The 19,003-nt window shown below is 72.2% G+C and carries 20 protein-coding genes; 11 read left to right on the top strand and 9 right to left on the bottom strand.

The window, feature by feature from the left end; translation table 11 throughout:
• Nucleotides 1-159: 159 nt before the first annotated feature.
• Nucleotides 160-1,140 (top strand): LacI family DNA-binding transcriptional regulator, encoded by a 981-nt coding sequence (locus BM093_RS03530; protein WP_218162640.1) that lies wholly within the window; start codon nt 160-162, stop codon nt 1,138-1,140.
• Nucleotides 1,141-1,231: 91 nt separating this feature from the next.
• On the opposite strand, the gene BM093_RS03535 is transcribed toward BM093_RS03530, so the two are convergent.
• On the bottom strand, nt 1,232-2,302 hold the full coding sequence (locus BM093_RS03535) for an ATP-dependent DNA ligase (protein WP_093337070.1): 1,071 nt from the start codon (nt 2,300-2,302) through the stop codon (nt 1,232-1,234).
• Nucleotides 2,303-2,435: 133 nt separating this feature from the next.
• Between BM093_RS03535 and mug the strand changes: the two genes are divergently transcribed.
• Complete coding sequence (gene mug / locus BM093_RS03540; RefSeq protein WP_093337073.1) at nt 2,436-3,005, top strand: G/U mismatch-specific DNA glycosylase; 570 nt, start codon at nt 2,436-2,438, stop codon at nt 3,003-3,005.
• 24 nt (nt 3,006-3,029) lie between these two features.
• Here mug and BM093_RS03545 read toward each other — a convergent pair whose 3' ends face one another.
• The 3 genes from BM093_RS03545 to BM093_RS03555 are packed head-to-tail and all read right to left on the bottom strand — an operon-like array spanning nt 3,030 to nt 4,455.
• Complete coding sequence (locus tag BM093_RS03545; RefSeq protein ID WP_093337076.1) at nt 3,030-3,212, bottom strand: hypothetical protein; 183 nt, start codon at nt 3,210-3,212, stop codon at nt 3,030-3,032.
• The gene (gene ligD, locus BM093_RS03550) at nt 3,209-4,183 is read right to left on the bottom strand and encodes a non-homologous end-joining DNA ligase (protein WP_093337079.1); all 975 of its coding nucleotides are present in this window, start codon (nt 4,181-4,183) and stop codon (nt 3,209-3,211) included. The genes BM093_RS03545 and ligD overlap by 4 nt, the downstream gene beginning before the upstream one ends.
• A gap of 11 nt (nt 4,184-4,194) precedes the next feature.
• Nucleotides 4,195-4,455: a DUF2631 domain-containing protein gene (locus BM093_RS03555; protein WP_093337082.1), complete on the bottom strand. Its 261-nt coding sequence runs from the start codon at nt 4,453-4,455 to the stop codon at nt 4,195-4,197.
• An 86-nt stretch (nt 4,456-4,541) separates the two neighbouring features.
• On the opposite strand from BM093_RS03555, the gene dxr reads away from it, so the two are divergent.
• From dxr to BM093_RS03570, 3 genes are read left to right on the top strand one after another with little or no spacing between them, the layout of a single operon-like run.
• Nucleotides 4,542-5,687, top strand: coding sequence for a 1-deoxy-D-xylulose-5-phosphate reductoisomerase (gene dxr, locus BM093_RS03560; protein ID WP_093337085.1), 1,146 nt, complete (start codon nt 4,542-4,544; stop codon nt 5,685-5,687).
• Entirely contained in the window at nt 5,684-6,988 is a 1,305-nt protein-coding gene (locus BM093_RS03565; protein ID WP_093337491.1) for a M50 family metallopeptidase, read from the top strand. The genes dxr and BM093_RS03565 overlap by 4 nt, the downstream gene beginning before the upstream one ends.
• Nucleotides 6,985-7,476, top strand: coding sequence for a phosphatase domain-containing protein (locus BM093_RS03570; protein ID WP_093337088.1), 492 nt, complete (start codon nt 6,985-6,987; stop codon nt 7,474-7,476). Before BM093_RS03565 ends, BM093_RS03570 begins: the two co-directional genes overlap by 4 nt.
• A 61-nt stretch (nt 7,477-7,537) precedes the next feature.
• On the opposite strand, the gene BM093_RS34985 is transcribed toward BM093_RS03570, so the two are convergent.
• Entirely contained in the window at nt 7,538-8,185 is a 648-nt protein-coding gene (locus BM093_RS34985; protein WP_143105243.1) for a hypothetical protein, read from the bottom strand.
• A gap of 780 nt (nt 8,186-8,965) precedes the next feature.
• Here BM093_RS34985 and ispG point away from each other — a divergent pair.
• A complete protein-coding gene (gene ispG / locus BM093_RS03575; RefSeq protein WP_177238238.1) occupies nt 8,966-10,123 on the top strand; it encodes a flavodoxin-dependent (E)-4-hydroxy-3-methylbut-2-enyl-diphosphate synthase in 1,158 nt (385 codons plus the stop codon).
• A 35-nt stretch (nt 10,124-10,158) separates the two neighbouring features.
• Nucleotides 10,159-11,004 carry a GNAT family N-acetyltransferase gene (locus tag BM093_RS03580; RefSeq protein WP_177238239.1) on the top strand — a complete coding sequence of 282 codons (846 nt, stop codon included), beginning with the start codon at nt 10,159-10,161 and terminating at the stop codon, nt 11,002-11,004.
• On the opposite strand, the gene BM093_RS03585 is transcribed toward BM093_RS03580, so the two are convergent.
• Complete coding sequence (locus BM093_RS03585; protein WP_143105244.1) at nt 10,967-12,265, bottom strand: FAD-dependent oxidoreductase; 1,299 nt, start codon at nt 12,263-12,265, stop codon at nt 10,967-10,969. The genes BM093_RS03580 and BM093_RS03585 overlap by 38 nt on opposite strands.
• Before the next feature lie 66 nt (nt 12,266-12,331).
• Between BM093_RS03585 and BM093_RS34990 the strand changes: the two genes are divergently transcribed.
• The 4 genes from BM093_RS34990 (at nt 12,332) to map (ending at nt 16,148) form a co-directional block, all read left to right on the top strand.
• Nucleotides 12,332-12,778: a MarR family winged helix-turn-helix transcriptional regulator gene (locus BM093_RS34990; RefSeq protein ID WP_177238240.1), complete on the top strand. Its 447-nt coding sequence runs from the start codon at nt 12,332-12,334 to the stop codon at nt 12,776-12,778.
• Between the two features lie 51 nt (nt 12,779-12,829).
• Nucleotides 12,830-14,662, top strand: coding sequence for a penicillin-binding transpeptidase domain-containing protein (locus BM093_RS03590; protein WP_177238241.1), 1,833 nt, complete (start codon nt 12,830-12,832; stop codon nt 14,660-14,662).
• A gap of 211 nt (nt 14,663-14,873) precedes the next feature.
• Nucleotides 14,874-15,260, top strand: a complete 387-nt coding sequence (locus BM093_RS03595; RefSeq protein ID WP_245773276.1) for a DUF3054 domain-containing protein — start codon at nt 14,874-14,876, stop codon at nt 15,258-15,260.
• Nucleotides 15,261-15,290: 30 nt separating this feature from the next.
• Nucleotides 15,291-16,148 carry a type I methionyl aminopeptidase gene (gene map / locus BM093_RS03600; RefSeq protein WP_093337103.1) on the top strand — a complete coding sequence of 286 codons (858 nt, stop codon included), beginning with the start codon at nt 15,291-15,293 and terminating at the stop codon, nt 16,146-16,148.
• A gap of 13 nt (nt 16,149-16,161) precedes the next feature.
• On the opposite strand, the gene BM093_RS03605 is transcribed toward map, so the two are convergent.
• From BM093_RS03605 to BM093_RS03615, 3 genes are all read right to left on the bottom strand, one after another.
• Nucleotides 16,162-16,626, bottom strand: coding sequence for a peroxiredoxin (locus tag BM093_RS03605; RefSeq protein WP_093337106.1), 465 nt, complete (start codon nt 16,624-16,626; stop codon nt 16,162-16,164).
• A gap of 109 nt (nt 16,627-16,735) precedes the next feature.
• Nucleotides 16,736-17,479, bottom strand: a complete 744-nt coding sequence (locus tag BM093_RS03610; RefSeq protein ID WP_093337496.1) for a DUF1295 domain-containing protein — start codon at nt 17,477-17,479, stop codon at nt 16,736-16,738.
• A gap of 73 nt (nt 17,480-17,552) precedes the next feature.
• Nucleotides 17,553-18,959 (bottom strand): SAM-dependent methyltransferase, encoded by a 1,407-nt coding sequence (locus tag BM093_RS03615; RefSeq protein ID WP_093337109.1) that lies wholly within the window; start codon nt 18,957-18,959, stop codon nt 17,553-17,555.
• Nucleotides 18,960-19,003: the final 44 nt, after the last annotated feature.

The raw sequence follows: 19,003 nt of genomic DNA on the forward strand, positions 1-19,003 counted from the left end.
CCTCGTCCTCGAGGGCTACGATTGCTGTGATTCTGCACACGTCCGTTCGGCGGACTCAAGTACGGTAGGCGTGAAGTAACCGCTTGCGCAACCGCTTGCTTGTACTCTGTGCCCGTTCCGTGACAGGAGTTCAGTCGAAGGAGGTGTGCGATCGCGACCATGGCCGAGGTCGCCCGGCTGGCCGGGGTCTCCACCGCGACCGTCTCGCACGTCCTCAACGGCACCCGGCCGGTGCGCGAGCAGACCCGCCGGCAGGTCCTCGCCGCCGTCGAGCAGGCCCGCTACACGCCGAACGCCGCCGCCCGGTCGCTGGCGACCTCCCGCACACGCACGCTCGGGCTCGCGCTCTCGGCGATCTCGAACCCGTACCTCGGGGAGCTGCTGCACGCGATCGAGGACGAGTCCGCCGCGGCCGGCTACACGTTGCTGCTCACCGACCCGCACGACGACCCCGGCTACGAGGCGACCGCCGTCGCCCGGCTGCGCAGCCGGGTCGACGGCGTCCTGCTCGCCCCGTCCGCGGACTCCGGGCGCACGCTGGACGCCCTGGCCGCGCAGAAGGTGCCGACCGTGCTCGTCGACCGGATGCTCGGCGTCGCCCACGACGAGGTCGGGGCCGAGAACGTCGAGCCGGTCGCGGGGCTCGTCGAGCACCTTGCCGCGGCCGGACACACCCGGATCGGGTTCGTCGCCGGGCACGCTGGGCTCGCCACGACCGTGGAGCGGCTCGACGGCTACCGGCTCGGACTGCAGCGCGCCGGACTGGGTCCGCCCCGGGTCGTCGAGGGGCACTCCGAGGCCGAACCGGCCCGCCGCGCCGTCCGGGAACTGCTGGCCGCGCCCGACCGGCCCACCGCGCTGGTCACCGGGAACAACGCCATGACGATCGGTGTGGTCCAGGCGCTGCACGAGTCCGGGCTGCGGGTCCCCGGCGACGTCGCGCTCGCCGCGTTCGACGACTTCCCCTGGGCCGACGCGTTCAGCCCGCGCCTGACCGTGGTCGCGCAGCCGTTCGCCGAGATCGGCCGGGAGGCGGTGCGGATGCTGCTGGCACGGATGGAATCACCCGGCACCGCGCCGCGCTCGGTGCGGCTGCCCACCCGGTTCGTGCACCGGGACTCCTGCGGCTGCACGTCGTGACGCGTGCCGCAATTGACCCCGGTGCCGCCGTTGAGCCCGGGACCGCTGGTGAGCCCGGGACCGCTGGTGAGCCCGGGACCGTGCCGCGGTGTCAGCCCTTGCTCGCCAGCACCTCGCCGAGGTCGAAGCGCACCGGGTGCTCCAGCTGGGCGTAGGTGCAGGACCCGGGGTCGCGGTCCGGGCGCCACCGCACGAACTGCGTGGTGTGCCGGAAGCGGGCGCCCTCCATGTAGTCGTAGCGCACCTCCACGACCCGCTCCGGGCGCAGCGGCACGAACGACAGGTCCTTGCCCGAGTTCCACCGGCTCGTCTCGGACTTGCGCGGCGTCCGCTCGCCCTGGAGCTGCTTGGCCCACGCCCACGGGTGCTCGTCGAAGTCGGTCACCAGCGGCTGCAGCTCGGTCATCAGCTCCCGGCGCCGCGCCATCGTGAACGCGCCGACCACGCCCACCGAGACCAGCACACCGCGCTCGTCGTGCAGCCCGAGCAGCAGCGACCCGACGGCGTCCGGACCGGACTTGTGCACCCGGTACCCGGCGACGACGCAGTCGGCGGTGCGCTCGTGCTTGACCTTGGTCATCACCCGCTTGTCCGGCTCGTAGACCCCCGCCGGGTCCTTGACGATCAGCCCGTCCAGCCCGGCGCCCTCGAACCTCTCGAACCAGTCCCGGGCGGTGCCGGTGTCGGAGGTGATCGGGGTGACGTGCACCGGTGCCGTCGCGTCGGCGAGTGCCCGTTCCAGCAGCTCCCGGCGCTCGGCGAACGGGCGGCCGGTGAGGTCGTCGTCGCCCAGTGCCAGCAGGTCGAACGCGACGAACGAGGCCGGGGTCTCGCTCGCGAGCAGCGCGACCCGGCTGGCCGCGGGGTGCACGCGCTGCTGCAGCGCCTCGAAGTCGAGCCGGTTGTTCACCCGGTCGGCGACGACGATCTCCCCGTCGATCACCGCGCGCGCCGGGAAGTGCTGCTGCACCGCCTCGACGACGTCGGGGAAGTAGCGGGTCATCGGCCGTTCGTTGCGGGAGCCGATCTCGACCTCGTCGCCGTCGCGGAAGACGATCGAGCGGAAGCCGTCCCACTTGGGTTCGTACAGCTTCCCGTCGGGGATCGACGACGCGGGCTTGGCCAGCATCGGCTTCACCGGAGGCATCACGGGCAGGTCCACAGCGGGCAGTCTCCTCTCGGGGCGGGGCGACGGGCATCCCGGATCGCCCGTACGGGGTGGACCGTCCGGGCCGGCGGAACTGATCGGGGCGGCGGGCGGCTCGGTGTCGCACCGGTCCGCGGCGCGTGGTCGGATGGTGCCCGTGGGACGCCTGCCCGATCGCGACGAGCTGGAACGTGCCCGCGGGCGGACGATCCCCGACGTGCTGCCCGGGCCGGGTGACCCGCCCCTGCGGGTGCTGTTCTGCGGGATCAACCCCGGCCTGGTGTCCGCGGCGACCGGGCACCACTTCGCGCGCCCGGGCAACCGGTTCTGGCCGGTGCTGCACGAGTCGGGGTTCACCCCGCGCCTGCTGCGCCCGGACGAGCAGGACGAGCTCGCGAGGTGCGGGCTGGGGATCACCAACATGGCGCCGCGGGCGACCGCCCGGGCCGACGAGCTCACCGACGACGAGCTGGTCGCCGGCGGGCAGCGGCTGCGCGAGCTGGTCGGCGAGCACCGCCCGGACCGGCTGGCGGTGGTCGGGATCGGGGCCTACCGGACCGCGTTCGGCCGGCGTGACGCCGTGGTGGGGGAGCAGGACGAGCGGCTCGGCGGCACCGGGGTCTGGGTGCTGCCCAACCCGTCCGGGCTCAACGCGCACTGGTCCCGGGCGGCGATGGTGGCCGAGTTCGCCCGGCTCCGCGCGGTCGCCGGGGGCTGAGCTCCCGGGCTCCGCCGGGGTGGCTCAGCCGTCCGGCGCGCTCGCCGCGAGGAACAGCCCGGCGAGCAGGCCGATGACGAGGAACAGCCCCAGCCACCACGCGGCGCCGGTCAGCGTCCAGACCGCCGTGCCGATCACCAGGCCGCCGCCGACGCCGTAGCCGACGCGCTGCAGCCGCTGCTTGCGGTGCTCGTCCATGCCGGTCACGCCTCCCGGTCGAGATCGGGCAGGTCCGGGGGCGCGGCGCCGTCCCGGTCGTCGCGGTCGGCCCACTCCAGCAGCGGGTCGATCGTGAACACCGCCTCGTCGATCCCGGCGTGCAGGTCGCCCAGCTCGGCGTAGCGGGCCGGCATCGTGGCGATCGTGAAGTCGCCCGGCTCGCAGTCGTCGATCTCGTCCCAGCGGACGGGGGCCGACACCCGCGCGTCCGGGGTGCCGCGCACCGAGTAGGCGCAGGCGATCGTGTGGTCGCGGGCGTTCTGGTTGTAGTCGACGAAGATCTTCGACGGGTCCCGGTCCTTGCGCCACCACGACAGGTCCACGCGGTCGCAGCGCCGCCCGACCTCGCGGGCGAAGGCGTGCGCGGCCCGGCGGACCTCGGCGAACCCGTGCTCGGGCGGGATCCGGACGTAGACGTGCAGCCCGGACCCGCCGGAGGTCTTGGGGAAACCGGTGGCCCCGAGCTCGTCGAGCACCTCGTGCACCACGCCGGCCACTCGTCGGACGTCGGACCACGACGCGTCGGGCATCGGGTCGAGGTCGATCCGCCACTCGTCGGGGGACTCGACGTCGGCGGCGCGGGAGTTCCACGGGTGGAACTCCACGGTGGACATCTGCACTGCCCAGACCACGTCGGCGACGTGGCCGACGCAGAGCTCGTCGGCGGTGCGGTTCCAGCGCGGGAAGTGCACGCGCACGGTGCGGACCCAGTCCGGCGCGCCGCGCGGCAGCCGCTTCTGGTGCACCTTCTCGCCGGTGACGCCGGTCGGGAAGCGGTGCAGCATGCACGGCCGGTCGCGCAGCGCGCGCACGACCCCGTCCCCGACGGAGGTGTAGTACGCGGCCAGGTCCCGCTTGGTCTCGCCGCGGGCCGGGAAGTAGACCCGGTCCGGGCTGGACAGGCGCACGACGCGGTCGCCGATCGTCAGCTCGACCGGTTCCCCCGCGCCCGCGGCCATGCGAGGTCCGTTCAGTGGCGCCAGCTGCGCCGCTTGTAGATCGGGTACGCCACGGCGCCGATCAGGCAGACCAGCGCCGGGATCGCCATGTAGAGGAACTCGGTCCAGGAGATCGAGTGCCCGATCATGAACAGCAGCAGGATGATGCCGGTCAGCCCCGCGGCGATCGGGAGGCCCTTGGTGAAGTTCTGGTGCCAGCCCCAGTCGACCGAGGGCTCCTCCTCGGGGTCGACACCCGAACGGATCGCGACCTCGCGTGTCTTGCTCGCCACGTGCTTCCTCCTGCTACGACCGATTCGACCACCTGGCGGTCGGGGTCATCGTCGCACAGCCGGGCGGCGGAGGATGATGTGCGGTGATGAAGTCACTCGTCGTGTTGGGCAGTACCGGGTCGATCGGCACCCAGGCCCTCGATGTGATCACCAAGGCCGGCGGGTTCACGGTCGCCGGGCTGGCCGCGGGCGGTTCGGACGTGCCGCTGCTGCTCGCCCAGGTGCGTGCGCACGGGGTGCCGCGGGTCGCGGTGTCCTCCCCGTCCGCCGCCGCGCAGGTGCGCGAGGCGTTGCCCGGCGTCGAGGTGCTCGACGGGCCGGACGCCGCGGCCGAACTGGTCACGGCGTGCGGGGCCGACGTCGTGCTCAACGGCATCACCGGCTCCCGCGGGCTCGGCCCGACCCTGGCCGCGCTGCGGACGGGTGCCCGGCTGGCGCTGGCCAACAAGGAGTCGCTGGTCGCGGGCGGTCCGCTGGTGCTCGCTGCGGCCGAGCCCGGCCAGATCGTGCCGGTCGACTCCGAGCACTCGGCGCTGGCCCAGTGCCTGCGCGGCGGTCGGGCGTCCGAGGTCGACCGGCTGGTGCTCACCGCGTCCGGCGGGCCGTTCCGCGGGCGTGGCCGGGAGTCCCTGGACGGCGTCACGGTCGAGCAGGCGCTGCAGCACCCCACCTGGGCCATGGGGCCGGTCATCACGATCAACTCGGCGACCCTGGTGAACAAGGGCCTCGAGGTCATCGAGGCCCACCTGCTGTTCGGGATCCCGTACGACCGGATCGACGTCACGGTGCACCCGCAGTCGATCGTCCACTCGATGGTGACCTTCGCCGACGGCTCGACGATCGCCCAGGCGTCCCCGCCGGACATGCGGCTGCCGATCGCGCTGGCGCTGGGCTGGCCGGACCGCATCGCCGGCGCCGCACCCGCCTGCGACTTCACCGCGGCGCACACCTGGACCTTCGAGCCGCTCGACGACGACGCGTTCCCGGGCGTCCGGCTCGCCCGCGCCGCGGGGGAGCGGGGTGGCTGCCTGCCCGCGGTGCTCAACGCGGCGAACGAGGAGCTCGTCGAGGCCTTCGTCGCCGGCCGGATCGGGTACCTGGGCGTGACGGACCTGCTGGAAGGGGTCCTGGAGGCGGCCGACGCCTGGACGGGTGACCCGGCTACCGTGGCGGACGTGCTGGCGGCCGAGGAGTGGGCCCGCGCCCACGCGCGGGAGAGGGCGGCGTCGTGACCGTGCTCTGGACGATCGTCGGGATCGTCATCTTCTTCTTCGGGCTGCTCGTCTCCATCGCCTGGCACGAGCTCGGCCACTTCGCCACCGCCCGCTGGTTCGGGATCAAGGTCCCCGAGTTCATGGTCGGCTTCGGGCGCACGATCTGGTCGAGGAAGCGCGGGGAGACCGAGTACGGCATCAAGGCGGTCCCGCTCGGCGGCTACGTCCGCATGATCGGGATGCTGCCGCCGGCGCCGGGGAGCGGGCGGCTCGGCCGCAGCCGCCGGACCGGGCCGTTCCAGGGGCTGATGGACGACGCCCGGGCGCAGTCCCAGGCCGACGTCCTGCCCGAGGACGCGGACCGGCAGTTCTGGACCCGTGCGCCGTGGAAGCGGATCATTGTCATGTTCGCCGGGCCGTTCATGAACCTGATCCTTGCCGTCGGGTTGTTCGCCGGGATCCTGATGGGGATCGGGATCCCCACGGGAACCACGAACACGGTCGCCGAGGTCAGCCGCTGCGTCCTCCCGGCGACCGCGCAGACGACGGAGTGCCCGGCCGATGCGACCCCGTCGCCCGCGGCCGCGGCCGGTTTCCGGCCCGGTGACGTGATCGTCGAATTCCAGGGGCAGCCGTACGGGGCGGACGACTGGAACCGACTGCAGGAGGCGATCCGGGCGTCCTCGGGGGCCGTTGACATCGTCGTCGAGCGTGACGGGCAGCGAGTCCCGTTGCAGGCCACGCTGATCGAGAATCAGGTCCGCGACTTCGAGGACCCGAACCGGATCATCAGTGCGGGGTTCATCGGACTCTCCCCGGTCCAGTTCTACGAGCGTCAAGGGCCAGGGGTCGTCGCCGAGCAGATCGGGGCGGTGATCGTCCGCACAGGGGAGGCGATCACCCAGATTCCGCAGCGCGTGCCAGCCCTGTTCGGTGCTGCGTTCCTGGGCGAGGAACGAGACCCACAGGGACCGATCGGCGTTGTCGGAGTCTCCCGGATCGGCGGTGAGATCCTCGCGCAGGACGAGCCGTGGCGAGCCGAGCTGAGCTTCTTCCTGCAGCTGCTCGCCGCCGTCAACGTGTCGCTGTTCCTGCTGAACCTGCTGCCGATCCCGCCGCTCGACGGCGGCCAGATCGTGCCGGCGATCTGGGAGGCGATCAAGCGCAATACCGCGAAGCTGCTCGGCCGGTCCGACCCCGGACCGGTCGACGCGGCGAAACTGCTCCCGTTCGCCTACGTGTTCGTGCTGGTGTTCCTCGCGTTCAGCGCGGTCCTGCTCGTGGCCGACATCGTGAACCCGGTGCGGTTGCCGGGGTGAGCACGGTTTCGGACAACAGCCGCTCACTCGCGGTCTTCGACATCGACGGCGTGCTCGCCGACGTCTCGCACCGGCTGCACTTCCTCGACGTGCACCGGTGGGAGAAGTTCTTCGCCGCCGCGCACGCCGATCCGCTGCTCGACGAGGGCGCCGAGCGGCTCGAGGAGGCACTCGGCCTCTACGACGTGGTGTACCTGACCGGTCGCCCGGAGCGGAACCGGCGTCTCACCGAGCGCTGGCTCGCGAGCTTCGGGCTGCCTACCGGTCCGCTGTTCATGCGTTCCGACGACGACCTGCGCCCCGCCCGCTACGTCAAACGCGAGGTGGTGCGGCGGCTGGCCCAGGAGCGGGAGGTCGCGATGATCCTCGACGACGACCCCGCCGTCGTCCGGGTGCTGGCCGACGACGGTTGGCCGGTCGAGCTGGCCACCTGGCTCCCGCACTCGTCCACGCTGCAGGACGCGCAGGAGAACCAGGGAAGAACGTGACTGAATCTGACGTCCGGGTCTGCCCCAGCTCTGGTGCGGGCCTATTTTCTAGAACTATGTTTTAGTTTATGGATTTTTCCCTCATCAGCTTCAAGTAGTCTTGGTGCAAGAGAGCTGGGGTGACCTTGCTGCCAAGTGTCTCATGTCTTCTTATTGATGACCACTCGGTGTTGTAGCGGCCATCGCGGACACCAAGCGTGTTCAACTCCGAGAGTTGGCTGAGTGCGACGGTCTCAGGGAGATCTCTGCTTGTCTGCAGCACCGAAAACTGATATTTTGCGTCTACCGGGACTAGTGTTGTTGCTCCGGCGAAATCCCACGTCGAGCACGGTATAGGATTTCCGTCTAGGTAGACGGTCTTGGCTGACTTTGAATGGATTCGCCTCATCTCGGATTGCGCGAATTCGATTGCGGTAGGAATCAGGCCGGGGTGATGAGTCGACGATCCGTCTGGTAAGGTAGCCCCTACGTGCATAACCGCGGCAGTCTCGAGCATCTCGCTAGGTGGCTGCACTGAGATTGGCGAGCGTATATAGAGGGCGGGCCTCCTGTCGTCGTGTCCAGTCTCCTGTAGGACCGAACAAATAGTCAAGGCTACAGGCTGACGATTACCGGGGAGTCCCTCGATGTGGTCTATGTACTCGCCGATAAGACGAATGGCCTTACGATCTGCGACGATCGCCGTAATGTCATCCATTTCGTAGTTCACGCAGTCTCCAGTTGAAGCATCTGGCTCGAACGGTCACGCGGACGCACAGAGGTCCAAGAATACTATAGGGCTTCTATGGCTTCAGGTTCGTCCGATTGGGAGCCAAGCTTTGGAGTCATGCGATTGTACGTGGATCGGTCACTGTCACGCCGGAGCTGCAAGCGAGGGTGCCGTCACCTCGGACTAGCTGGGCGCCGACAGTGATTGAGGGTTCTGGGCTAGTGAAGTCAGCCTGTGCGCTTCCGCCGCTAGGCGAGGCGTCGAACGGCCCAAAGAACTCGGACGAGTTTGAGTCGCCAGCGATTATGTCGAAGGTGCCATTCTGGCCATTCAGGAAGCGGTTTATGTCAACCAGGTTGACTCGAAAATTGTATCGCCGCAATCCGGGAGCTGGGAACGGGTCCTCGACATCGGACGCTTGGACGCCAGTGACACCGAAAGAGTCTCCGCATGAAGCTTCTGTTGCTTGAATGAGCTGAGAGGTGCTCGCGGGTTCTGCGTGTGTGAATGGAGCGACAGCGGCCGTGACGAGGAGTGCAGTTGCCGCTGATGATGTGACGAGGAACTGGACAGTTCGTGTGAGAATGGTCATGTTGGCATGATGCTCTTCCTTCGGATGTGGGGCCATGACTCGTTCGGGTCGTACTGTGTGAAACAGGGCGCGCTGAGTGCTCTCGATTGCGCAGGGCCACTTCTAACCGATGGGGCCATCTGGTCGGCGCGGGTGCTTCGTCTCACCACGGGGAGCGCCGCTTCAGGTGCGATGGGACACTTGGGGCCGTGAACGTCTCCCTGGGCATGCCGTCCGCGCCCGCGCCGACCCTGGCCCCGCGCCGGAAGACCCGGCAGCTGCAGGTCGGTCCGGTCGGCGTCGGTTCCGACCACCCGATCTCCGTGCAGTCGATGACGACCACCCTGACCTCCGACGTCAACGCGACCCTGCAGCAGATCGCCGAGCTGACGGCGTCGGGCTGCGACATCGTCCGGGTCGCGTGCCCGTCCGCCGACGACGCCGAGGCGCTGCCCGCGATCGCGCAGAAGTCGCAGATCCCGGTGATCGCGGACATCCACTTCCAGCCGAAGTACGTGTTCGCCGCGATCGAGGCCGGCTGCGCCGCGGTCCGGGTGAACCCCGGCAACATCCGCAAGTTCGACGACCAGGTCCGCGAGATCGCGCAGGCCGCGAAGGACCACGGCACGCCGATCCGGATCGGGGTCAATGCGGGGTCGCTGGACAAGCGGCTGATGGAGAAGCACGGCAAGGCGACTCCCGAGGCGCTGGCCGAGTCCGCGCTGTGGGAGGCGAGCCTGTTCGCCGAGCACGACTTCCACGACATCAAGATCTCGGTGAAGCACAACGACCCGGTCGTCATGGTGCGTGCCTACGAGCTGCTCGCCGAGCAGTGCGACTACCCGCTGCACCTCGGCGTCACCGAGGCCGGACCGGCGTTCCAGGGCACGATCAAGTCCGCCGTCGCGTTCGGTGCGCTGCTGCGCCAGGGGATCGGCGACACGATCCGCGTCTCGCTGTCGGCCCCGCCGGTCGAGGAGATCAAGGTCGGCCAGCAGATCCTCGAGTCGCTGAACCTGCGTCCGCGCCGGCTGGAGATCGTCTCGTGCCCGTCCTGCGGCCGGGCCCAGGTCGACGTCTACAAGCTGGCCGACGAGGTCACCGCGGGGCTGAGCGGCATGGAGGTCCCGCTGCGGGTGGCCGTCATGGGCTGCGTCGTGAACGGCCCCGGCGAGGCCCGCGAGGCCGACCTCGGGGTCGCCTCCGGCAACGGCAAGGGCCAGATCTTCGTCAAGGGCGAGGTCATCAAGACCGTGCCCGAGCACAAGATCGTGGAGACCCTCATCGAGGAGGCCATGCGGATCGCCGAGGACATGGGCGAGCCGATCGACGGCGCGACCGGCGAGCCCCAGGTCACTGTCGGCTGATCCCGGCCCGGCATGCGCGTGGCATGATGGTTTCCGTGCTGAGGGTGGCCGGAGCGCGGCTTCTCGACGATCGTCACCGGTGCGCGGTGCACGATGCGCTCGATGCAGATCCGGTCGCCTCCTGCATGGTCGCCGCGCGGGTCGAGGCCGTCGGGCTGGACCCGTGGCGCCTCGGCGGTGAGCTCTGGTCCTACGGCGGCGGGGCGGGCAGCGGCCTGGGCGGGCTCTGCTTTTCCGGTGCCAACCTCGTCCCGCTGCGCGGTGAGCGTGCCGCGCTGCGTGCCTTCGCCGACCGTGCCCGCCGTGCCGGGCGGGTCTGCTCGTCGCTGGTCGGCCGGGCCGAGCTGGTCATGCCGCTCTGGGAGGAGCTGGCCCCGGTCTGGGGGCCGGCCCGTGAGATCCGGGCCGACCAGCCGCTGATGACGCTGGACGACACCCCCGCGGTCGCGCCGGATCCACAGGTGCGTCCGGTGCGGATCGAGGAGCTCGACCGTTACCTGCCCGCGGCCGTCGCCATGTTCACCGAGGAGGTCGGCGTCGACCCCCGCGAGGGAGACGGTGGCGCCGGCTACCGGGCCCGGGTCGCCGAGCTGATCAACTCCGGGCGGGCCTTCGCCCGCTTCCACGACGGCGAGGTCGTGTTCAAGGCCGAGGTCGGCGCGATGTCGCGCACGGTCGGCCAGATCCAGGGCGTGTGGGTGAACCCGTCGTGGCGCGGGCACGGGCTCGGGACGGCCGGGACCGCGTCGGTCGCGGTCGCGCTGGCGTCGATGGGACGCCGCGCCAGCCTCTACGTCAACGCCTTCAACACCCCCGCCCGCGCCGCGTACCAGCGGGTGGGGTTCACGCAGGTCGCGCAGTTCGCGACCGTGCTGTTCTGAACCCGGTGCTCCGCACTCCGGTTCGCGAGCGGGCGACTGCCCGGACGGCTGTGGGCCGGAGGGCTGCGATCCCGCCGGCCGCCCGGAGCAGTAGCCCACCCACCGGACCCGACAGCCGTCGCTGGACGGTGAGCGGGCCCAGCGACTCCCGGACCGCGGCCGGGGCGTAGGTCGCCATCTCTCGCTCGTAGTCGTGCAGCGCGAGCGGGACGGTCGTCGCGCCGTCCCGGGCCCGGAGCAGATGCCGGACGAGGACGTCGGCGTCCCGGATCGCGGTCGCCGCGCCCTGTCCACCGGTCGGCGGCATCGCGTGGACCGCGTCGCCGATCGCGGTCACCGTGCCGGAGGGCCACGGCGCCGGGTCGGCGCCGGGATCGGCGGCCCGGAACCGGAAGTGCGCGGCGCTCGCCGGGTCCGCCCGCCGGGCCAGCTCCCGCAGGTTCGGGTGCCAGTTGTGCAGCAGGTCGCCGAGGAGCGCGACGAGACCGGGGCCGTCGAGGCCGGCGGGGTCGCACGGGAAGCTGCCGGTGGCCGCCATCGGCCCGAGCACCAGCGAGGCGGGCTCCCGGACGGCCGTCGGCTCGGTGCAGGTCAGCGGGTCAACCGCGCTGCGGGCCGGGTCGTGCACGCTCAGGAACACTCCCAGGCCGCCGGCGGCGACCGCGAGCGCCGGTCCGGCCTCGAGCGCGGCCGGGAGCAGCGCGCGGGCGGCGGCGTCGAGCGGGACCTTCCCGGCGAGCCCGTCGACGCCGACCGGCCGGGCCAACGGCCTGCCGGCGAGCGCGCGGGCCACCACCGAGGCCGTGCCGTCCGCTCCGACGAGCACGTCCGCGATCTCCGTGCCGCCGTCGTGCTCGACCCGCGGCCGACCGTCGGGGGCGAGCGTGTGGTTGCGGTACGCCGAACCCCACCGGACGTCGAGACCGTGCGCCAGCAGTGTGCGCAGCGGGATCCGGCCGATCATCAACCGGGGCCCGGGCGGCATCGTCTCGGACGCCAGGACCCGCATCCGGTGGTCGCAGATCGAGAACCTGCGGAACGCCTGCTCGCCCGCCGCCGACGCCGACACCGCCTGCAGCACCCCCGGCGGGAGCAGCCGCGCCAGTGCCGCGCAGGCGTGGTCGTCCAGGTGCAGCCGGTAGCCGCCGGTGTCCTCCGGCCGGGCGTCGGGCTCGAGGACCACCACCTCGACCCCGGCCCGCTGCAGGCCCTGGGCGAGGGCCAGCCCGCCGATCCCACCGCCCGCCACGACGATCCGCATCACGTTCCCCCACCAGTACGTAACAGGTGCCTGATTCACTACAAGGTGCCTGATAGTCTGCGGATCGTGCAAGACGACGCCGTCCCGCTCTGGGAGCTCGTGCGCACCGCCCACGTCGTCGCGCGGGGTTTCCACCGGGTGTTCGCCGAGGCGGGGCTGACGCCGACCCAGTTCGGGGTGCTCGCCGAGATCGCCGACCGGGAACGCGCCGGGGCCCCGTCGCCGTCGCAGGCCGAGCTGGCCCGGGTCGTGCTGCTGCGCCCGCAGAGCGTGGGCGAACTGGTCGGCGACCTCGTCGGGCGCGGGCTGGTCCGCCGGGACGGCCCCGGTGGGCGCGGCCGCCGGGCCGGGCTGGAGCTGACCGCCGACGGGCGGGTGGCGCTGGATCGGGCGTGGCCGCTGGTCCGGGCGTTCAACGCGGCCGAGTCCCTCGGACTCGACGACGACCGGGCGGCTGAGCTCGTCGCGATGCTGCGGACCGTGCGGGAGTCGCTGTCGGCCCGGGAGCGGTGAGCCTCGGGGCTTCATCTCCACGTGATCTCCCGGGCGGCATACTCGACGACCGTGCTGCGCTCCCTGCGGAACCGTCCACTCGTGCTCGTCGCCGTGATCGTCGTGCTGCTCGTGACCGGTGTCGTCGTGGCGCTGCTGCGTCCCTGGGGCGGCGCGGGCACCACGGCCGACCGGTACGCCGAGGCCTGGGAGACCGGGGACGCGGCGGGTGCGGCCGCGCTCACCACGGACCCGTCGGGTGCGGCCGCATACCTGGAGCGGGCCCGGACCGACCTGTCGGCGACGGCGCTGACCGCACGCGTCGCCGACACCCGGACCGAGGGGGAGCGGGCGACCGCGACGGTCGAGGTGCACTGGGAGCTCGACCAGGGCCGGGTCTGGGACTACACGCTGGAGCTGCCGCTGGTGCCGGCCGCGGAGACCGACACGAACGACACGGGCTGGGCGGTCGACTGGTCGCCGTCGGCGTTCGCCCCGGGCCTCGACGACGGGCAGCGGCCGGTGAACCGGACGGTGACGGCCGACCCCGCCCCCGTCCTCGACTCCACCGGCGCCACGCTGCTCGCGCCGACCCCGGTCATGACGGTCACCCTCGACCGGCGCAGCGTCGCTGAGGCGGCGGGGCCGCTCGCCTCCGCGCTCGGCTCGGTCGACCCGGCGATCACCCAGCAGTCGATCACCAACGGCGCGAACGCGACGCCGGAGGGCCAGGCCTACACCGTGGCCGTTCTGCGCGATCCGGACTTCCAGCAGGTCCGGGACCGGATCCAGGACCTGCCCGGGGTGCGGTCGGTGCCCTCGACCCGGCTGCTGCCGCCGGACTCCGGCTTCGCGAGCCAGGTGATCCAGGGCGCCCGCGCCGAGATCGACAAGGCGGCCGGGGGAACGCCGGGCTGGTCGGTGGACGCCGTCGGACGGGACGGGGCGACCGTCACCTCACTCGCCGGTGTCCCGCCCGGGCCGGCCCAGCCGGTCACCCTGGAGCTGGACCGCGGTGTCCAGGAGGCCGCGCAGAGCGCCGTCGACGGTGAGTCCCGCCAGGCCATGATCGTGGCGGTCCGGCCGTCGACGGGGGCGGTGCTGGGCGTCGCGCAGAACGCGGCCGCCGACCAGGACGGCGCCGTGGCACTGACCGGGCGCTACCCGCCCGGCTCCACCTTCAAGATCATCACCGCGTACGGGGCGATGCCGGTGGAGAACCTGACGCCGCAGTCGCCGGTGCAGTGCCCGGGCACGACCGTCATCGACGGGCGCACGATCCCCAACGAGGACTCGTTCGCCCTCGGGACCGTCCCGCTGCAGCAGGCGTTCGCGAAGTCCTGCAACACCACCTTCACCCGGCTCGCGCTCGGCCTGCCGCCGGACGCGCTGCCCACCGCGGCGAAGGAGCTCGGCTTCGGCGCGGACTGGAACATCCCGGGCATGACCTCGATCACCGGGACGGTCGACGCGGCCACCGACGACCTGCAGCGCGCCTCCGACGGCATGGGGCAGGGCGACGTGCTGGCCTCGCCGTTCGGCATGGCGATGGTCTCGGCGACCGTCGCGCACGGCGCACCCGTCACGCCGTCGCTGATCCGCGGCACGACCACCGAGGCCACCGTCGCGCCGGGCACCCCGGACCCGGCCGTGCTGGACCAGCTGCGGCCGATGATGCGGGAGGTCGTCACCTCCGGGACCGCGACCGCGGTGAGCGGCCAGGGCGAGGTGTTCGGCAAGACCGGCACCGCCGAGTACGCGGGGCCGGACGGCAGCAACCGCGCGCACGGCTGGTTCACCGGCTACCGCGGTGACCTCGCGTTCGCGACCCTGATCGTCGACGGCGGCTCGTCCGGCCCGGCGGTGCAGCTGTCGTCGCGGTTCCTGGGCAACCTCCCGGACTGAGCGGAGCCTGCGGAGCGCACATCGGGCACTGAGCGGAGCTTGCGGAGCGAACATCGGGCACCGGCGGAGCGTGCGGAGCGATCGGGGACTGAGCGGAGCGAACATTACGCACTGGCGGAGCCTGCGGAGCGAACATCCGGTGCCGGCGGAGTGCTTCGGAGCGCACACCGGAGCCGACCGGGCCCTGGCCCGGAGGCCTATCCTGGGCGTCGTGCATCCCCGCCGGATCCCCGCCCTGGCGTTCGCCGCCGACCTCGTCGCGGTCGTGGTGTTCGCCGCCGTCGGCCGGGTCAGCCACGCCGAGGCCGACAGCCTCACCGGGCTGCTCGGCACCGCGCTGCCGTTCCTCGTCGGCGCCCTGGCGGCGTGGGCGACGCCGTGGGTGCGGGCCGCGCCGGTGTCGCTCCGGGCGGGCGCGGTGGTGCTGACGGTGACCGCCGCGCTCGGGCTCCTGCTGCGCTGGGGTTTCCTCGGCCGGCTGCCGCTGGCGTTCGCGCTCGTCACGGTGATCGCGCTGGCGGTGCTCCTGCTGGGATGGCGTGGGCTCTCCGCCGCGGTGTCGCGCGGCCGGTCGGCGCGGGCGACGTCACGCGGCTAGCACGGCCGGACGAGGCATACCATGGGGTGCATGGCCACCCGCACGTTGCTCGTCCCCGGCACGCCGACCCCGATCCGCGAGGTGCCCCAGCACATTCCGCGCCCGGAGTACGTCGGCAAGCCGGCCCCGGCGCGCAGCCGCAACGGTGATGTGCAGACCTCCGAGACCATCGAGCTCATGCGGCACGCCGGGAAGATCGCCGCGCAGGCGCTGCAGGTGGCCGGGGAGACGGTGCGGCCCGGGATCACCACCGACGAGGTCGACCGGGTCGTCCACGAGTTCCTGCTCGACCACGACGCCTACCCCTCGACGCTGGGCTACCGCGGCTTCCCGAAGTCCTGCTGCACCAGCCTCAACGAGGTCATCTGCCACGGGATCCCGGACACCACGGAGATCGGTGACGGCGACATCCTCAACGTCGACGTGACCGCGTTCGTCGGCGGCGTGCACGGCGACACCAACGCGACGTTCCTGGCCGGCGACGTCGCCGAGGAGCCGCGGCTGCTGGTCGAGCGCACCCGCGAGGCCACGATGCGCGCGATCAAGGCGGTCCGCCCGGGGCGTGAGCTGAACGTGGTCGGCCGGGTCATCGAGTCCTACGCCAAGCGGTTCGGCTACGGCGTCGTCCGCGACTTCACCGGCCACGGCATCGCCCACGAGTTCCACTCGGGCCTGGTCGTGCTGCACTACGACCAGCCCGACGTGCACATCACCCTCGAGCCGGGGATGACGTTCACGATCGAGCCGATGATCACGCTCGGCGGGATCGACCACGACACCTGGGACGACGACTGGACCGTGGTCACCCGCGACAAGTCCTGGGTGGCCCAGTTCGAGCACACCATCGTGGTGACCGACGAGGGCGCGGAGATCCTCACCCTGCCGTGACGGTTCGGCGCGGTCAGGCGCTGCGGGGCTCCTGCAGGACGGCCAGCGCGTCGTCGGCGTGGCGGGTCATCGTGGTCTCGGAGCCGATCTCGGCGAGGATCCGCCGGTCGGTGCCGATGACGTAGGTCCGGCGCCGGGTGTGGAAGTTGCCCGGCAGCCAGGACCGCCACGCGCCGAACGACCGCGCGACCGTGTGGTCGGCGTCGGAGAGCAGCGGGAAGCCGAAGCCGTGGGCGGCGGCGAACGTGCCCTGCTTAGCGACCGGGTCGCTGGAGATGCCGACCGGCTGCGCCCCGAGCGCGGCGAACTCGGTGGCGAGGTCGCGGAAGTGGCAGGCCTCGGCCGTGCAGCCACCGGTCATCGCCGCCGGGTAGAAGAACAGGACGACGGGGCCGCGGGTGAGCAGGTCGGTGAGCCGGCGCGGGGTGCCGGTCTCGTCGGGCAGCTCGAAGTCGGTGGCGAGGTCGCCGACGGCCATGGTGTCTCCTGGGGAAGGGGCGGGCGGGGAACGGGCACGGTCTCGCCCGGGTGTTCGGTCCGCGCGCGGTGCCCGGTTCGATGATCGCGCAGCGAGGCGGTGCGGGCGGTCACGGGTGCGGTGAGCGGGGCGGCCACGGCAGGAACCCGCTGGTGCGGCGCACGTAGTCGGCGTAGCCCGGGCGACGCTCGGCGATGTCGCGTTCGAGCAGGGCCGCGCCGGTGCCCTTCACCAGGTTCACGGTGATCACGACGACGCCGACGAGCCCGATCAGGCCGGCCGGGTGGGCCAGGGCGAGTAGCCCCAGCCCCCACCAGACGCAGGCGTCGCCGAAGTAGTTGGGGTGCCGTGTGTAGCGCCACAGCCCGGAGTCGAGCACCTGGCCGCGGTGCGCGGGATCGGCGGTGAACCGGGCCAGCTGGGCGTCGCCGACGGCCTCGAAGCCGAACCCGACCGCCCAGACCAGCACGCCGAGCACGGTGACGAGGACGCCCCAGGTGCCGACCGTGCCGTACGGCACGCTCTGCACCGGCAGCGACACGACCCACATCACCGCGCCCTGCACCGGGTAGACCTTGAGCAGGAACCGGCCGGGTGCGCGGGCACGCATCTCGGCGTAGCGCCGGTCCTCGGGCCTGCCGTGGTTGCGCCGGGCGACGTGGCGGGCCAGGCGCCCGCCCCAGACCGCGACGAGCACGACCACCAGCCAGCGCCGCCAGACGTCACCCGCCGGGTCGAGCACCATCGCCGTCACCGCGCTGACCAGCGCGATCAGGACGAACCCGAGCCCCCAGACGACGTCGACGCCGTCGTGCCGGCCGCGGCGCACCCCGACGGCGAGGGCGAGGGCCATCAGCACGGCGACGGCGAGCAGTGTGACGCCGAGGTTCGCCGCCCAGGCGGCCCAGGGGAAGGTGCTCACGCGGTCATCCTGCGGCGATCGGGTCGTGCTCGCGCACCGGGGCGTCCGTCGCTCGGACGGCCGGGGCCGGAGCGGGGTCCAGGGCGGGGTCGCGGCCCAGGATCGCGGCGCGGCTGTGCGGCAGCCCGGAGGTGCCGTCGGGGCCGGGGCGCACGGCCAGGATCTGGTGCACGCCCATCCGGTTCTCCTCGAACGCCAGCGCGGCGCCCGCGAGGTAGAGCAGCCAGATCCGCCACTGCTCCGCACCGATCATGCCGACGGCGATCTCGCGGTGCTGCTGCAGGGTATCCAGCCAGGGCCGGACCGTCCGGACGTAGTGCTCCCGCAGTGAGTGCACGTCGACGATCTCGTGGCCGGCCCACTCGAGGAACCCCAGCGTCTCGCCGAGCGGGCGCATGTACATGTCGGGGGCGACGTAGGACTCCATGAACGCGCCGCCGCCGGGCGCGGTGTTCGCCCCGGACGCCCCGCGCGACATCTGCTGCAGCAGCAGCCGCCCGTGCGGGCGCAGCAGCCGGTGCAGCTGCGCGGCGTAGACGGGATAGTTGTCCTGGCCGACGTGCTCGCCCATCTCGATCGAGGCCACCGCGTCGAACGCCCCGGCCGCACCCTCGACGGCGATCTCCCGGTAGTCCTGCAGCCGGATCTCGACCCGGCCGGACAGCCCGGCCCGGCGGACCCGTTCGACGCCGTAGTCGCGCTGCTGCGCCGACAGCGTGACCCCGGTGGCGTGCACGCCGTAGTGCTCGGCGGCGTGCACCAGCAGCGACGCCCAGCCGCAGCCGACGTCGAGCAACCGCATCCCGGGCTCCAGGCCGAGCTTGCGGCAGATCAGGTCCAGCTTGTCGCGCTGGGCGTCGGCCAGGCCGTAGTCCGGGTCCTCGGCGCGGGTCCAGTAACCGCACGAGTACGCCATCCGCGGGTCGAGCAGGAACGCGTAGAACTCGTTGGACAGGTCGTAGTGGTGGCCGATCGCGTCGGAGTCCCGGCGACGGCTGTGCAGCCGACCACCGAGCCGGGCCTCCGAGGTGGGGGCCTTCGGCGGTGGGCCGATCGCCCCGAGCCGGGCCGCGGTCCGCAGGGCGCGCACCGCCTGCCGCAGGTCCGGGCGCACCGCCCCGGCGCCGGGGCGGGCGAGCGTCCAGAACCGGGACAGCCCGTCGGCGACGTCGCCGTCGACCGACAGGTCACCGGAGACGAAGGCGCGGGCCAGCCCCAGCTCGCCCGGCGACCACAGCAGGCGACGCAGCGCGCGCCGGCGCTCGACGATCACCGTCGGCGGGTTCGGGTCGTCGGGGGAGCCGGGGTGGCCGGCCTCGCTGCCGTCCCAGGCGCGCAGCCGGACCGGCAGCGGGGCGCCCAGGACGTCCTCCAGCAGGGTCGCGAGCCGTTGGGCGGGGGTGGTGGACATGGTCGTCTCCTCCTGCCGTGAGTGGTTTCCGTGGCTCTGACCGC

It is taken from the genome of Pseudonocardia ammonioxydans (assembly GCF_900115005.1).
GTDB lineage: Bacteria > Actinomycetota > Actinomycetes > Mycobacteriales > Pseudonocardiaceae > Pseudonocardia > Pseudonocardia ammonioxydans.

Bases quoted from the DNA above. Each gene is read 5' to 3' on its own strand.
- BM093_RS03530 (WP_218162640.1), top strand. From the start codon at position 160: ATGGCCGAGGTCGCCCGGCTGGCCGGGGTCTCCACCGCGACCGTCTCG.
- BM093_RS03610 (WP_093337496.1), bottom strand. From the start codon at position 17,479: ATGGCCCTCGCCCTCGCCGTCGGGGTGCGCCGCGGCCGGCACGACGGC.
- map (WP_093337103.1), top strand. From the start codon at position 15,291: ATGGCCACCCGCACGTTGCTCGTCCCCGGCACGCCGACCCCGATCCGC.
- BM093_RS03605 (WP_093337106.1), bottom strand. From the start codon at position 16,626: ATGGCCGTCGGCGACCTCGCCACCGACTTCGAGCTGCCCGACGAGACC.
- BM093_RS03585 (WP_143105244.1), bottom strand. From the start codon at position 12,265: ATGCGGATCGTCGTGGCGGGCGGTGGGATCGGCGGGCTGGCCCTCGCC.
- ligD (WP_093337079.1), bottom strand. From the start codon at position 4,183: ATGGCCGCGGGCGCGGGGGAACCGGTCGAGCTGACGATCGGCGACCGC.
- mug (WP_093337073.1), top strand. From the start codon at position 2,436: ATGGTGCCCGTGGGACGCCTGCCCGATCGCGACGAGCTGGAACGTGCC.
- dxr (WP_093337085.1), top strand. From the start codon at position 4,542: ATGAAGTCACTCGTCGTGTTGGGCAGTACCGGGTCGATCGGCACCCAG.
- BM093_RS03615 (WP_093337109.1), bottom strand. From the start codon at position 18,959: ATGTCCACCACCCCCGCCCAACGGCTCGCGACCCTGCTGGAGGACGTC.